Source organism: Geodermatophilus sp. SYSU D01106 (assembly GCF_054049995.1).
The window spans coordinates 171,140-184,859 of sequence record NZ_JBJGYM010000004.1; the positions used below are offsets into that span (position 1 = coordinate 171,140).

Here is a 13,720-nt window from a genome sequence, read left to right on the forward strand (position 1 = left end):
ATCGAGAACGGACGCCGGACCGTCTTGTGAGGCAAGGCTGTCCTCACTATCCCTGTGTCCGTGACCCGTCTCCGCATCGCTTCCTGCGCCGCCGCCGGTCTGCTCGTCCTCGCCGGCTGCGGCACCGACGACGAGCCCACCGCCGCCGCACCGACGTCCGGCGGCAGCGCCGACGACCAGGTGGTCGTGGCGCTCGACGACTTCGCGGCCATGCACGCGCTCGCCCTGGGCGTCGAGCCCGACCTGGTCCTCGAGGCCTTCGCCTACGAGTCGACATCCGCCGTCTTCGACGACCTGGGCCTCCCGACCCAGCCCTACGGCGACGCCCTCGACCCCGAGGCCGTGGCCGCCGCGGACCCCGACGTCGTCATCGGGGTCTCGCTGCCCACCACCGTCGCGGCGGAGGCGCAGCTCGAGGCCATCGCCCCCACCACGGTCGTCGACTACACCGCCGGCTGGGACGAGCAGTTGGCCACGGTGGCCGGGGCGCTCGGCCGGGAGGACGAGGCCGCCGCCGTCCGCGAGCGGCTCGACGAGCAGACGGCGGACCTCGCCGCCGACCTCGAGGAGGCGGGCGTGGCCGGGTCGGTCGTCTCCGTCGTCGGCGACAACGGCGGCTTCTTCTCACCGCCCGGCGCGACCGCCGTCGGCTCGCTGCTCGCCGGGGTCGGCCTCACCCGGCCGCCGGCGCAGGAGACCGCGGGCAGCGCCGAGAGCCCGTTCGCGCTCTTCGGCGCCGAGACGCTGACCGACCACGACGGCGACGTCCTCTTCCTCCTCTCCGGCGGGCCGTACCTCACCGAGGGGCTCACCGGGTCGCCGCTGTGGAGCGGGCTGCAGGCCGTCCGCGACGACGCGGTGCACGAGGTGAGCGGCGAGGTGTGGCTGTCGGCGTCGGCCTTCTCGGTCGCGTGGGTGCTCGACGACCTGCGCGCCGTCCTCCTCGACGGCGGGACGGCGGCCACCGGCGCCGAGGCGCCCGAGCGGTTCGCGGAGTTCACCGGTGTCTGAGTCCACGGCCGTCTGGGACGGCGACGTCCTGCAGGTGGCGCTCGTCGGCCGGCTCACCGCGGAGCACATCGGGCTGATCGTGACGGCGCTGTCGTCGGCGGGCGTCCGCTTCGGCGTCGTCCTCGACCGGCGCCTGCTCGGCGCGCCCACCGCCCAGGGCCGCGCCGCCCTGGAGCGGTGGGCCGCCGAGGACCTGCCGGTGCACGTCCCGGCGATCGCCGCCTGGGCCGACGTCCTCGACGAGCGCCGGTACCGGTCGCTCACCCGCGACGGCGCGTCCGACGACCACGGCCCCGGCTATCCGCAGCGGACCTTCGACGACCACGACGCCGCGGTCGCCTGGGTGCGCGAGCGCTTGGGCGCGGCCGCCTGACCAGCGCACAGGGCAGTTGGCCTCTGTCCCGGGGGCACGGTACGGAGCAGCGTGCGGGTCCTCGCACCTCGGTCCCACTCCGCAGGAGGAGCCATGCGCGCGGTCCGGACGACGACGACCGGGGTCCTGGCCGCAGGCCTCGGCCTGGTGATGGCGGGCACCGCCGTCGCGGCGCCGCCGCAACGAGGCGTCATCGAGGGCACGACCACGGAACGGTTCGCGGACTTCTGCGACGTCGAGGGCCTGGTCGCCGAGGTCACCCTGACCGTCGAGGGACGGTGGCGGTTCGTGCAGCGCGGCCGCGACGGGCTCGCGTACTACGCCGAGAACGTCCGCGGGACGGCCACGTACGCCCCGGTCGAGAACGGGGTCGCCGGGCCGGTCGTGGCGGTCCGCGTCGACCGGGTCCTCGACAAGGACCTGCGCGTGACCGACGACGGCCAGGGCAACCTCGTGGTGCAGGTGCTCGCGACCGGGAACTCCGTCCTCTCCGACCCCGGCGGCCGCGTGCTCGCCCGCGACCCGGGCCAGGTCCGCTTCACCCTCCTGGTCCCGCACAACGGCACGCCGACCGATCCGAATGACGACGGCGACCCCCAGTTCGTCAGCCTCGACAAGGGCTCGACCGGCCGCAGCGACGACTTCTGCGAGATCCTGGTCCCGCTCCTCGACTGAGCCGCCTCAGGGGACGACGTCGGGGACGAAGCGCTGGCTGTCCTTGGGCGGGCGGACGTAGTCCTCGTCGACCGGCGGGCGCGGCGGCAGCTGGGGTGGCTCCGGCGTGAGGTCCTCGTAGGGCACCTGCGCGAGCAGGTGGGTCATCACGTTGATCCGGGCGCGCTTCTTCACGTCGGCCTCGACCACCCACCACGGCGCCTCGGGGATGTCGGTGGCGGCGAACATCGCGTCCTTGGCCTTGGAGAAGTCGACCCAGCGGTTGCGCGCCTCGAGGTCCATCGGGCTCAGCTTCCAGCGCTTGGTCGGGTCCTCGAGCCGCTTCTGGAAGCGCTTCTCCTGTTCGGTGTCGCTGACGGAGAACCAGTACTTGACCAGCACGATCCCGCTGCGCACGAGCATCCGCTCGAACTCCGGGCAGGAGCGGAGGAACTCCTCGTACTCCTCGTCGGTGCAGAACCCCATGACCCGCTCGACGCCGGCGCGGTTGTACCAGGACCGGTCGAGCAGGACCATCTCGCCGCGGGTGGGCAGGTGCGCCACGTAGCGCTGGAAGTACCACTGCCCGCGCTCGCGCTCGGTCGGCGCCGGGAGCGCCACGACCCGCGTGGCCCGCGGGTTGAGGGTCTCGGTGATCCGCTGGATCGCGCCGCCCTTGCCGGCCGCGTCCCGCCCCTCGAAGACGACGACGACGCGCAGCCCGCGGGCGCGGATGAACTCCTGCTGCTTCACCAGCTCGACCTGCAGCCGCGCGACCTCCTTCTCGTACCAGGCCGTGTCGACCTTGCCGGTGGAGGTCGGCGCCTCCTCGACGGAGTGCCCGGACCGCTGCTTGGTGGCCATGCCGCAGCATCGACCCGCCGCCGTCCGGGGGCAACAGGGCGGCCGCGCGCCCTCAGGTGCCGCAGAAGGTGACGTACGGGCCGGCCGGGCCGGCCTCGGCGTAGCGCTCCAGCCCCGGACGCTCCTCGAACGGCCGGCTCACCACGTCGACCAGCCGGTCGAACGGCGCGAGGTCGCCGGCGGTCGCGGCGGCCAGCGCCTCCTCCACGAGGTGGTTGCGCGGCACGTACACGGGGTTGACCCGGTCCATCGCGTCGGCGTCCGGGCCGGTCGCCCGCCACCGCTCGAGCCAGGCGTCGATGCCGGCGAGGTCGAGCACGAGCCGGCGCACCGGCTCGGCGTCGCCCCGCGCCGCCGACGACAGCAGGCGCGCGAAGGACGTCAGGTCGACCTTGCCGGCCTGCAGCAGGTCGAGCAGGCCGGTGACCAGCGCGGTGGCGACGGCGTCGTCGAGGCCGGCCGGCAGGCCCAGCTTGGCCCGCCACCCGCCGAGCCACGCGGCGTCGTAGGCGGGGCGGAAGCCGCCCAGCGCGGCGACGGCGAGCTCGACCGCCTCCTCCTGCTCCTCGGCGAACAGCGGCAGCAGCGCCTCGGCGAGCCGGGCGAGGTCCCACTCGGCCACCAGCGGCTGGTTGCCGTACCGGTAGCGCCCGCCCTGGTCGACCGAGCTGTACCAGGCGTCGGCGTCGTAGCCCTCCATGAACGCGCAGGGCCCGAGGTCGATGGTCTCGCCCGACAGCGTCACGTTGTCGGTGTTCATCACGCCGTGCACGAACCCGACGAGCATCCACCGCGCCACGAGCCGGGCCTGCGCCTCGACGACGGCCTCGTACAGCGCCAGGTACCGGTTCGGCGCGTCCGCCGCGGCCGGGTGGTGCCGGTCGATCGCCTCGTCGGCCAGGCGCCGCAGCAGGTCGCGGTCGTCGGTGGCGCGCGCGTACTGCGCGCTGCCCACCCGCAGGTGGCTGGCCGCCACCCGCGCCAGAACGGCGCCGGGCAGCAGGGTCTCGCGCCGCACCGGCCGGCCGGTGGCGACGACGGCGAGCGCGCGCGTGGTCGGGATGCCGAGCGCGTGCAGGGCCCGGCCGACGACGAACTCGCGCAGCATCGGCCCGACCGCGGCGAACCCGTCGCCACCGCGGGAGAACGGCGTGCCACCCGACCCCTTGAGGTGCAGGTCGCGCAGCCGGCCCTCGCGGTCGGTCAGCTCGCCGAGCAGCAGCGCCCGGCCGTCGCCGAGGCGCGGGTTGTAGTAGCCGAACTGGTGGCCTGCGTAGGCCTGCGCGACCGGCCGGGCGCCCTCGGGGACCGCGGTGCCGGTGAGCAGCCCCAGCCCGGCGGGGGTGCGCAGCGCGGCGGCGTCGAGGCCGAGCTCGGCGGCCAGGTCCTCGTCGAGGGCCAGCAGCCGCGGCTCGGGCACCCCGGCCGCCTGCCAGGGCACCGCCATCTCCGGCAGGGTGCGGGCGAACCGGTCGCCGAGGGCGACGGTCGGGGCGGCGGGCGCGGCACTCACCCCGGCCAGTCTACGAGCGCGGCGCCGCTCGGACCCCCGCCGCTCAGACCTCCGTCGCGACCCCGCGCTCGACCCACCGGAACCGCCGCCGCACGTCCTCCGGCGCCGCCGCGAGCTCGCGCTCGGCGCCCGCGCGGCCCTGCCGGAAGTGGCTCCACCCCTCGTGGTGCACCGGCACGACCACCCGCGGCGCGGTCAGCCGGGCCACCCGCGCCGCCTGCCGCCCGGTCATCGAGTACCGCAGCGGCCCGCTCACCGGGAACCGCACGCCGCCCAGGTGCAGCACGGCGACGTCGACCCGCAGCCGCTCGGCGACCTCCCGGAGCCCGCGGAAGGCGACCGTGTCCCCGGAGATCCACAGCACGCCGTCGGTCCGGCCCGGCTCCCGCAGCGCGAACCCGACGACGTCGCCGACCACCGGGCGGCTCAGCGGCGGGCCGTGCCGCGCGGGCGTGGCGGTGACCTCCAGCGGCGCCAGCCCCGGACTCCCGAGCACCGTCGACTCCCAGGGCCGCAGCCCCCGGGCGTCCCCGCCGAGCCGCCGGGCGCCCGGCGCCGTGGTCACCACCACCGGCACCCGGTCCAGCAGCGCCCGGCCGGCGTCGTCGAGGTTGTCGGCGTGGTGGTCGTGGGTCAGCAGGACGGCGTCGACCGGCAGCAGGTCCTCCGGCGTCAGCGCCGGACCGGCGGTCTTCGTCGACCCGGTGCCCCAGCCGAAGGAGTAGGACCGGCCGGGCGGGTCGAAGGTGGGGTCGGTGAGCAGCCGCCACCCGTCGACCTCGACGAGCAGCGTCGGCCCGCCGACGTGCGTCAGCCTCACTGCGCCCCGGCCGGCTCGGTCCGGGCGCCGGTGGCGTGGGCCAGCGCCCACTCGAGGACCTCATCGGCGATCCGCTCCCACCCCGGCTGGGCCGGCAGCAGGTGGGCGTAGCCGGGGTACTCGCGCACCTCGGGCACGGGGTCGCCGCGGTAGTGCGCGGCGTTCGAGCGCTGGATCGCCGGCGGCATGATGTGGTCCTCCCCGCCGGAGACGAACAGCAGCGGCGGGCGGGCCGGGTTGGCGTAGTCGACGTGCGCGTCCTGCGGGCCGGGCATCAGGTTGGCCAGCACCGAGTTCCACAGGATCCGGCCCGACGCCGGCACGTGGTAGCGCCGGTAGAGCTCCCGGGACTCCTCCTCGGAGAACGTGTTGGTGAACGCGTAGTGCCACTGCTCCTCGGTCAGCCCGACGGCGCGGTGCCGGTTGGCCGGGTTCTTGAGCACCGCCCACGTCGAGCGCAGCTGCGACAGCGGGACCACCCGCACGCCCTCGGTGGGCGCGGAGTTGAGCACCACGCCGCACGCGCCGAGCCCGCGGTCGAGCAGCAGCTGCACGATCGTGCCGCCGGCCGAGTGGCCGATCAGGACGGGCGGGCGGTCGAGGCCGCGGACCACGTCGGCGATGGAGTCGACGATCGCCGGCAGCGTCACCTCGGCCACCGGCGTCGGGTCGGCGACGAGCGCCTCGACCTCCACCTCGAAGCCGGGGTAGGTGGGCGTCAGCACGCGGAAGCCGCGCGCCTCGTAGTGCGCCTTCCAGTGCTCCCAGCTGCGCGGGGTCACCCAGAAGCCGTGGACGAGGACGATGGTGTCGGGGACGGACGGCTGGGCTGACGGCGGCACGGTCATGGTCGCTCCCTCGCAGGTGGTGGCCGGTGAGCCGGAGCCTGGCAGCGGGACGGCGCGCCGACCGTGCCCTGCGTGCACGACCGCGGTCCCTGCCCGCACGTCCGCTGCTTCCCGGCGCGCGGCCGCTCTGCCAGGCTCGGCGCCGTCCACGGGGACCTCCGCAGACCAGCCCAGGACGGCGCCATGCTGCTCTTCGACACCGCCCCGCTGCCCCGCACCGACCGCGCCGAGGCCTTCCGCGTGGCGATGCAGGAGGCCGCCGCGCCCTGCCGCGTCGAGCACCGCGAGGACCCGGGGGCCATGGCGGCCCGGATGCAGGCGTGGCCGTACGGGTCGGTGACGCTGCTGGCCACCGACGCCACGCGGTTCCGGATGGTCCGCACCCGCCGGCACGTGTCCCGCGACGACGACGCGGTGGTGGCCCTGGCCTTCCAGCACCGCGGCCGCGGCGAGTTCGACCAGCTCGGCCACGAGCAGCACGTGCAGGGCGGGGACCTGATGCTCGTCGACATGAGCTCGCCCTACGGCTTCGGCTGCGCGACCGGCGGCGGGTCGCGGGCGGTGCTGGTCCCGCTGGACCGGCTGGGGCTGCCGGTCGACGTCGTCCGCCGGGCGACGCCGCGGCTGCGCGCGAGCCCGCTGCACGACCTGGTCCGCGACCACCTGCAGCGGCTGGCCGACGCCGCGCCGGAGCTGTCGGCCGACCCGGGCGCCGCGGCGCTGGGGACGGCGACCGTCGAGCTGCTGCGGGCCCTGGTCGTCTCGGCGGCCGGCGACGACCGGCACGGCCCCGCGGTGCGCGCGGACACGCTGGTGACCCGCGTGCGCGCGCACGTCGCCCGGCACCTCACCGATCCCGCGCTGACGCCGGCCGCGGTCGCCCGCGCCCACGGCGTCTCGGTACGGCACCTCTACAAGGCGTTCGCGGCGGCCGGCGCGAGCCTGGAGCAGGAGGTGATCGCCGGCCGGCTCGAGGCTGCGCGGTCACGTCTGGCCAGCCCCGCGGGACGGCACCGGCCGATCGCCGCCACCGCCCGCGCGTGCGGCTTCGCCGACGCCAGCCACTTCGCCCGCCGCTTCCGCGCGGCGTACGGGATGAGCCCGCGGGAGTGGCAGCGGGCCGCCGCCGGCTGAGCCGTCAGGGAGCGACCTGGACGACGGCCTCGATCTCGACGGCGATGTCGAACGGCAGCTCGGCCATGCCCACCGCCGAGCGGGCGCCGCGGCCGCGGTCCCCGAGGACCGCGACGAGCAGGTCCGAGCAGCCGTCGATCACCGCGGGCGTGCGGGTGAAGCCGGGCCGGCAGTTGACCATCCCGAAGAGCTTCACCACCGAGCGGACGCGGTCGAGGTCGCCGAGCTCCGCGCGCATCGCGGCGAGCATCTGCAGGCCGGTGAGCCGGGCCGCCTCCCGCGCGGTGTCGAGGTCGAGGCCGCCGTCGCCCACCTTGCCGGCCACGAGGGTCCCGTCGGGGCGGATCGGCCCCATGCCGGACAGGTACAGCAGGTCGCCGGCCGCCTTCGCGGGGAGGTAGTTACCCGCCGGGGTCATCGGCTCGGGCAGCTCCAGGCCGAGCTCGCGCAGTCTCGCGTCGACGTCCATGCGCCGATGCTGGTCCTGCCGCCGGTCCGGCGCGAGCCCCCGCGCGCGGCCCGTGGGCCGGCGCGCCCCTCCGCTTTGCCGATCGGGCGCGGTGGGAGCACCCTCTCCCCCACCACGGGGCCAGCGACGAGGGGACGCCCATGAGCACCCGCGATGCGCACTCGATCTGGCGGCGCATGCCGGTGGAGTCGATGCACGACGAGGAGGAGCGCACCGCCGGCGGCGCGCTCGCCAAGAGCCTGGGCCTGTGGCAGCTGACCGCGATCGGCGTCGGCGGCATCATCGGCGTCGGCATCTTCTCGCTGGCCGGGCTGGTGGCCGCCGGGGACGAGAGCAACGAGGGCGTCGGCCCGGCCGTGCTCATCGCGTTCCTCATCGCCGGCCTGGCGTCGGCGGCCGCGGCGCTGTCCTACGCCGAGTTCGCCGGCATGATCCCGCGGGCCGGGTCCGCCTACACCTACGGCTACGTGGCCCTCGGCGAGGTCATCGGCTGGTTCATCGGCTGGGACCTGCTCCTGGAGTACATCGCGATCGTCGCGGTCGTGGCGATCGGCATCTCCGGCTACCTCGGGGAGCTGATGGACAACCTCGGGCTCACCCTGCCGACGTCGCTCACCGCGTCGGCGGAGGAGGGCGGCGTCGTCAACGTCCCCGCCGTCCTGATCTGCCTGCTCGTCACGTTCATCCTCAGCCGCGGCACGAGGACCTTCGGCCGCTTCGAGCTGGTGGCCGTCGCCGTCAAGATCCTGCTGATCCTCGGCATCATCGGGCTCGGCGTGTTCTACGTCGAGGCCGGCAACTACGACCCGTTCCTGCCCTCGGGCTTCGGCCCGGTGCTCACCGGCGCGGCCACCGTGTTCTTCGCGGTCTTCGGCTACGACGCCATGAGCACCGCCGCCGAGGAGGCGGAGGACGGCAAGCGGCACATGCCCAAGGCGATCATCCTGTCGCTGGTCATCGCGATGCTGCTCTACGTCGCCGCCACCCTGGTGCTCACCGGGATGCAGGACTACCGCGACATCGACCCGACCGCCGGCTTCGCCTCGGCCTTCGAGGGCGTGGGCCTGCCGGTGATCGCCAGCATCATCTCGGTCTTCGCGGTGCTGTCGATCCTGACGGTGATGCTGACCTTCCTGCTCGGCGTCACCCGCGTCTGGTTCTCCATGAGCCGCGACGGGCTGCTGCCCCCGTGGTTCGCGAAGGTCGACCGGAGCGGCACGCCGCAGCGGGTCACCTGGATCGCCGGCGTCGGGTCGGCCGTGCTGGCCGGCGTCTTCCCCATCCGCGCCGTGGCCGACCTGACGAACATCGGCATCCTGTCGGCGTTCATCGTCGTCTGCGTCGCGGTCATCCTGTTCCGCTACACGCGCCCGGACACGCCACGCTCGTTCCGCCTGCCCCTCATGCCCGTGGTACCCGCCTTCGGGGTCCTCGCGTCGCTGTTCCTGATCTGGCAGCTGCCGTGGGAGACCTGGGCGCGCTTCGGGGTCTGGCTGCTCATCGGGTTGGTCCTCTACTTCGCCTACGGCCGGAAGCACTCGCTGCTCAACCCCGACAGCCCCCACCACCGCCGGCAGGCCGACGTCTGAGCGGACCGTCAGGGACGGACGGCCTGGCTCAGCCGGTAGGACAGGTCCCGCACGGCGCGGAACAGCGCGACCGGCTGCAGGTCGTCGGCGCCGAGCGTCGGCCGGAACCGCAGCTCCTCCGACACCGTGCTCGGCAGCGGGTCGCCGAGGGTGAGCCGGCCCCACCGCGCCCAGCCGCCGGCGAGCGGGGCGGCGAGCAGGTCGTAGCCGTCGCCGTCCTCCCGGGCGCCGAGCAGCAGGGTGCGCCCGCTGCCCGTGCGGTAGGGCAGCACGGAGGAGAACGTGCGGCCCAGCGGCGCGGGCAGGAACACGTGGCGCAGTCCGGGCGGGCCGCCGGCGGTGTTGACCAGGAGGTCCAGCGGCCCGCCGTCCCGGCCGAGCCCGTCGAGCCGGACGGCCAGGCCGACGACGTCGGGCAGCGGCTCGGGCAGCCCGGCCCCCCGGGAGATCCGGACGACGGCGTCGTGCCGGCCGGCCTCGTCGAGCAGCCGCGCGCCCCACGAGCCCCCGCCGTCGGTCTCGACCGTCGCGGCCCGCGCGGCGCCCCGCGGGTGGAAGACCCGGGCGCCGCGCACCGCCGTCCCGAGCGCGAGGGCCGACGACGTGAGGGCGCGGGGGACGGCGAGCGGGTCCAGGGAACGGAGGGGCATGCCGACCGCCTACCCGGGCCGGCGGCCGCCGACCCCCTCGCTCAGCAGCGGGCGCGCAGCACCTCGATGCCGTCGCCGGACAGGTCGCCGAGGAAGGCGGCGCGGCCGGCCGTCGCCATGACCAGGGCCAGGGTCGGGCCGCGGACGAGCGGCCCGGCCCCGGCGGCGAACGGCCCGTCGGTGGCCTCCAACCGGAGGCCGGCGGCGCGGCCGCGCGCGGCGGCCGCCCGGTCGCCGCGGGAGGCGTAGGCGGCCACGCGGGTGAGGACGTCGATCGGTGGAGCGCCGGGGAGCCCGAGCGGCCGGCGCACGTCGGCGCCGTGCACGACCACCTCCCCGAGCAGCGCGATCCGCGGCAGCGGCGGGGCGGTGGTGCGCGCGACGACCCGCTCGAAGCGGGCCAGGGTGTCCGCGCCGGAGCTGCCCAGGTGCTCGCGCAGGCGCACCGCCACCTGCCGGTCCGGGTCGACCCGGCCGCGCAGCACCCCGGCCAGCCAGCGGAACCCGCCGAGGCGCGCGCCGGCGGTCAGGTGGGCGAGCACCTCGCGGACGGTGAGCCCGCCGCACAGCGAGGGCGTGTCCCACCGGTCCTCGTCCAGGCCGCGCAGGTCGGCCGCCAGCGCGCGGCGCTCGGCGTGGATGAGGGGCCAGTGGTCGACCGCGGTCGTCGTCACGCGGGAGGGACCCGGGAGGCGGGCGGAACTCATCGCCGTTCCTCGTCCCACCTCAACGTATAGCGCCTGCCGGGGCTTGCGGCAAGACCCGGGGAGGGGTCGAGGATCCCCGGCCGTGGCTGCACAGACTCCCCTCCCGACCAGCGCGTTCGACCTCCCCGCCCGCCTCGCCGCGAAGGCCGACCCGGCCCTCGTGGCCGCCGACGAGGCGCACTTCGCCGCCATGGCCGACAGCCTCCGGCGGACGGTCGCCGAGCTCTCCGGCCGGCTCGACGCCGAGCGCCGTGCGCCGGGCGGGACCGGCCAGGAGGCGCTCGACCGCGACCTGGAGGTGCACCGGCTCACCGCCCGGCTGCGGACGCTGCGCCGCTTCGGCCTGGACCTGTGCCTGGGCCGGATGGTGCCCGCCGACGGCGGGGCGCCGGTGTACGTCGGCCGGCTGGGGCTGACCGACGGCGCGGGCGGGCGGCTGCTGGTCGACTGGCGCTCCCCCGCCGCCGAGCCGTTCTTCGGCGCCACCCACGCCGACCCGATGGGCCTGGCCAGCCGGCGCCGCTACCGCTGGACCCGGGGCCGGATCACCGACTACTGGGACGAGGTGTTCACCCCCGACGGGCTCGAGGGGCACGCCGCGCTCGACGACCAGTCGGCGTTCGTCGCGAGCCTCGGCACCAGCCGGTCGCCGCGGATGCGCGACGTCCTCGGCACCATCCAGGCCGACCAGGACGCGATCATCCGCGCCGGCTCCCGCGGGGCGCTGGTCGTCGACGGCGGCCCGGGCACCGGCAAGACCGTCGTCGCCCTGCACCGCACCGCCTACCTGCTCTACGCCGACCCGCGGCTCGGGCACCGGCGCGGCGGCGTGCTGTTCGTCGGCCCGAGCCGGCCCTACCTGACCTACGTCGCCGACGTGCTGCCCGGCCTCGGCGAGGAGGGCGTGCGCACCTGCACCCTGCGCGACCTGGTGCCCGAGGGCGCCGCCGCCGTCCCCGAGCCCGACCCGGAGGTGGCCCGGCTCAAGGCCGACGCCCGGATGGTGGCGGCGGTCGAGCCCGCGGTCCGCCTCTACGAGGTGCCGCCGGCCACCGGCACCGACGTCGTCACGCCGTGGGGCGACGTGCGGCTCGACCCGGCCGACTGGTCGGAGGCGTTCGCGGCGGCCGAGCCGGGGTCGCGGCACAACGACGCCCGGGACCGGGTGTGGGAGGCGCTGCTCGACGTCCTGGTCGACAAGCTGACCGAGGAGACCGACGAGGACGACGACGGCGACGACGAGGACGACGACCAGTTCGACGCCTACGGGCTCGGGCACTCCGACCCGCACGCGCGGTACCGCCGGGCGCTGGCGGGCGACCGCGAGCTGGTCGGCGCGTTCGGCCGGGCCTGGCCGCTGCTCGAGCCGGCCGACCTCGTCGGCGACCTGTGGTCGGTGCCGGCCTACCTGCGGCGCTGCGCCCCGTGGCTGACGCCGGAGGAGGTCGCGCTGCTGCAGCGACCGGACCCCGCCGCCTGGACGGTCGCGGACCTGCCGCTCCTCGACGCCGCCCGGCAGCGGCTCGGCGACCCGGCCGCGGCCCGGCTCCGCCGCCGCCGGGAGGCCGAGGTGGCCGCCGACCGCGCCCGGATGTCCGACGTCGTGGAGCACCTCATCACCACCGACGACTCGGACATGGGCGTGATGTCGATGCTGCGGGGACAGGACCTGCGCGGCGCCCTGGTCGACGACGCCGCGCTGCCCGCCCCCACGCCCGACGCGCTGGCCGGCCCGTTCGCGCACGTGGTCGTCGACGAGGCGCAGGAGCTCACCGACGCCGAGTGGCAGATGCTCCTGCTGCGCTGCCCGTCGCGGAGCCTGACCGTGGTGGGCGACCGGGCGCAGGCACGCCACGGGTTCGCCGAGTCGTGGGAGGAGCGGCTGGCGCGGGTCGGCGTCCCCGAGGTGTCGGTGGCCTCGCTGACGGTGAACTACCGGACGCCGGCGGAGGTGATGGCCGAGGCCGAGCCCGTCATCCGGGCGGCGCTGCCGGACGCGAACGTGCCGACGTCGGTCCGCAGCAGCGGCGTCCCCGTCTCGCACGGGGCGGCGGCGGAGCTGGCCGCAGTCCTGGACGACTGGCTGGCCGCGCACGCCGAGGGCACCGCGTGCGTGATCGGCGCGCCGGGGTTCCGCGGGAGCGAGCGGGTCCGGTCGCTGACCCCGGTGCTGGCGAAGGGGCTGGAGTTCGACCTGGTGGTGCTCGTCGACCCCGACCGCCTCGGCACCGGCGTCGAGGGCGCCGTGGACCGGTACGTGGCGATGACCCGGGCGACGTCACGGCTCGTCGTCCTGACCTCGTCCATCAACCAGGGTTGACGGACGCCGTCCTATCAACCTAGGTTGATGGCCATGGCCGAGCTGCAACCCCTCCCGGGTCCCGAGGACCCGGAGGCCGCCCTGGCCGCCGTCGTGGCCCTCCGCCGGCTCGCGGGCCGGCTGGAGTCCGCGGCGGTGGCCGAGGCGATCGGCCAGGGCTGGACGTGGGCCCAGGTCGGCGAGGCGCTGGGGATCAGCGGCCAGGCCGCGCACAAGAAGTTCGCATCCGAGGTCCGCGCCCGGCGCGGCTCCTGACCGAGAGGACAGACCATGGGGCTCCTGACCGCCGTGCGGGACGTGCGCACGATCGAGCAGCTGCTCACCGCCGCCGAGGCGGAGGCCCGGGCGGGTGGCGAGGAGACGCCGGGCGCGGAGCACCTGCTGCTGGCCGCGACGACGCTGCCCGACGGGACCGCCGGCCGCGCGCTCGCCCGGGTCGGCGTCGAGCCGCAGCGGCTGCGCGCCGCCGTCGAGGAGGCGCACGCCGGCGCGCTGGCCGCCGTCGGGATCGAGGCCGGGCCCGCCGCCGCCGCACCCGCGCTCCAGGCGTCGCCGACGGGCGCCTTCCGCTCGACGCCGCAGGCGCAGCAGGTCTTCCAGGACGCCGTCGCGCTGGCGAAGGGGCGGGGTCGGCTGACCGGCGCGCACGTCGTCGTCGCGGCCGCCCGGCTCGAGCACGGCACGGCGGCCCGCGCGCTGGCCGCGCTCGGCGTCGACCGCGACCGGCTGCGCGCGGCCGCGGAGGCCGAGGCCGGGATCGGCTGAGCC

At 76.1% G+C, this 13,720-nt stretch carries 15 protein-coding genes; 8 read left to right on the forward strand and 7 right to left on the reverse strand.

The window, feature by feature from the left end; genetic code table 11:
* Nucleotides 1–60 precede the first annotated feature (60 nt).
* The 3 genes from ACI78R_RS06265 (at nt 61) to ACI78R_RS06275 (ending at nt 2,059) form a co-directional block, all read left to right on the forward strand.
* The gene (locus ACI78R_RS06265) at nt 61–1,011 is read left to right on the forward strand and encodes an ABC transporter substrate-binding protein (RefSeq protein WP_457040017.1); all 951 of its coding nucleotides are present in this window, start codon (nt 61–63) and stop codon (nt 1,009–1,011) included.
* Complete coding sequence (locus ACI78R_RS06270; protein WP_457040018.1) at nt 1,004–1,384, forward strand: hypothetical protein; 381 nt, start codon at nt 1,004–1,006, stop codon at nt 1,382–1,384. Before ACI78R_RS06265 ends, ACI78R_RS06270 begins: the two co-directional genes overlap by 8 nt.
* A gap of 93 nt (nt 1,385–1,477) precedes the next feature.
* Nucleotides 1,478–2,059 carry a hypothetical protein gene (locus ACI78R_RS06275; RefSeq protein ID WP_457040019.1) on the forward strand — a complete coding sequence of 194 codons (582 nt, stop codon included), beginning with the start codon at nt 1,478–1,480 and terminating at the stop codon, nt 2,057–2,059.
* 6 nt (nt 2,060–2,065) lie between these two features.
* On the opposite strand, the gene ppk2 is transcribed toward ACI78R_RS06275, so the two are convergent.
* From ppk2 to ACI78R_RS06295, 4 genes are read right to left on the reverse strand one after another with little or no spacing between them, the layout of a single operon-like run.
* Entirely contained in the window at nt 2,066–2,902 is an 837-nt protein-coding gene (ppk2, locus tag ACI78R_RS06280) for a polyphosphate kinase 2 (RefSeq protein WP_457040020.1), read from the reverse strand.
* A 52-nt stretch (nt 2,903–2,954) separates the two neighbouring features.
* Nucleotides 2,955–4,415: a protein adenylyltransferase SelO gene (locus ACI78R_RS06285; protein WP_457040021.1), complete on the reverse strand. Its 1,461-nt coding sequence runs from the start codon at nt 4,413–4,415 to the stop codon at nt 2,955–2,957.
* A 43-nt stretch (nt 4,416–4,458) separates the two neighbouring features.
* On the reverse strand, nt 4,459–5,235 hold the full coding sequence (locus ACI78R_RS06290) for an MBL fold metallo-hydrolase (protein ID WP_457040022.1): 777 nt from the start codon (nt 5,233–5,235) through the stop codon (nt 4,459–4,461).
* Nucleotides 5,232–6,083 (reverse strand): alpha/beta hydrolase, encoded by an 852-nt coding sequence (locus ACI78R_RS06295; protein ID WP_457040023.1) that lies wholly within the window; start codon nt 6,081–6,083, stop codon nt 5,232–5,234. The genes ACI78R_RS06290 and ACI78R_RS06295 overlap by 4 nt, the downstream gene beginning before the upstream one ends.
* Before the next feature lie 183 nt (nt 6,084–6,266).
* Between ACI78R_RS06295 and ACI78R_RS06300 the strand changes: the two genes are divergently transcribed.
* Nucleotides 6,267–7,217: a helix-turn-helix domain-containing protein gene (locus ACI78R_RS06300; RefSeq protein ID WP_457040024.1), complete on the forward strand. Its 951-nt coding sequence runs from the start codon at nt 6,267–6,269 to the stop codon at nt 7,215–7,217.
* A 4-nt stretch (nt 7,218–7,221) separates the two neighbouring features.
* Here the strand turns inward: ACI78R_RS06300 and ACI78R_RS06305 are convergent, their stop codons facing one another.
* On the reverse strand, nt 7,222–7,686 hold the full coding sequence (locus ACI78R_RS06305; RefSeq protein ID WP_073419381.1) for a RidA family protein: 465 nt from the start codon (nt 7,684–7,686) through the stop codon (nt 7,222–7,224).
* A 140-nt stretch (nt 7,687–7,826) separates the two neighbouring features.
* On the opposite strand from ACI78R_RS06305, the gene ACI78R_RS06310 reads away from it, so the two are divergent.
* Nucleotides 7,827–9,275: an amino acid permease gene (locus ACI78R_RS06310; protein WP_457040025.1), complete on the forward strand. Its 1,449-nt coding sequence runs from the start codon at nt 7,827–7,829 to the stop codon at nt 9,273–9,275.
* An 8-nt stretch (nt 9,276–9,283) separates the two neighbouring features.
* Here ACI78R_RS06310 and ACI78R_RS06315 read toward each other — a convergent pair whose 3' ends face one another.
* Both ACI78R_RS06315 and ACI78R_RS06320 read right to left on the reverse strand, forming a co-directional pair.
* Nucleotides 9,284–9,925, reverse strand: coding sequence for a hypothetical protein (locus ACI78R_RS06315; protein WP_457040026.1), 642 nt, complete (start codon nt 9,923–9,925; stop codon nt 9,284–9,286).
* A gap of 41 nt (nt 9,926–9,966) precedes the next feature.
* Nucleotides 9,967–10,632 carry a maleylpyruvate isomerase family mycothiol-dependent enzyme gene (locus ACI78R_RS06320; protein ID WP_457040027.1) on the reverse strand — a complete coding sequence of 222 codons (666 nt, stop codon included), beginning with the start codon at nt 10,630–10,632 and terminating at the stop codon, nt 9,967–9,969.
* A gap of 82 nt (nt 10,633–10,714) precedes the next feature.
* Here ACI78R_RS06320 and helR point away from each other — a divergent pair, with 82 nt between their 5' ends.
* The 3 genes from helR to ACI78R_RS06335 are packed head-to-tail and all read left to right on the forward strand — an operon-like array spanning nt 10,715 to nt 13,717.
* Nucleotides 10,715–12,952 carry an RNA polymerase recycling motor ATPase HelR gene (gene helR / locus ACI78R_RS06325; RefSeq protein ID WP_457040028.1) on the forward strand — a complete coding sequence of 746 codons (2,238 nt, stop codon included), beginning with the start codon at nt 10,715–10,717 and terminating at the stop codon, nt 12,950–12,952.
* Nucleotides 12,953–12,985: 33 nt separating this feature from the next.
* Nucleotides 12,986–13,207, forward strand: a complete 222-nt coding sequence (locus tag ACI78R_RS06330; RefSeq protein ID WP_457040029.1) for an RNA polymerase subunit sigma-70 — start codon at nt 12,986–12,988, stop codon at nt 13,205–13,207.
* Nucleotides 13,208–13,222: 15 nt separating this feature from the next.
* The gene (locus ACI78R_RS06335) at nt 13,223–13,717 is read left to right on the forward strand and encodes a Clp protease N-terminal domain-containing protein (RefSeq protein ID WP_457040030.1); all 495 of its coding nucleotides are present in this window, start codon (nt 13,223–13,225) and stop codon (nt 13,715–13,717) included.
* The last annotated feature ends 3 nt before the right edge of the window (nt 13,718–13,720 follow it).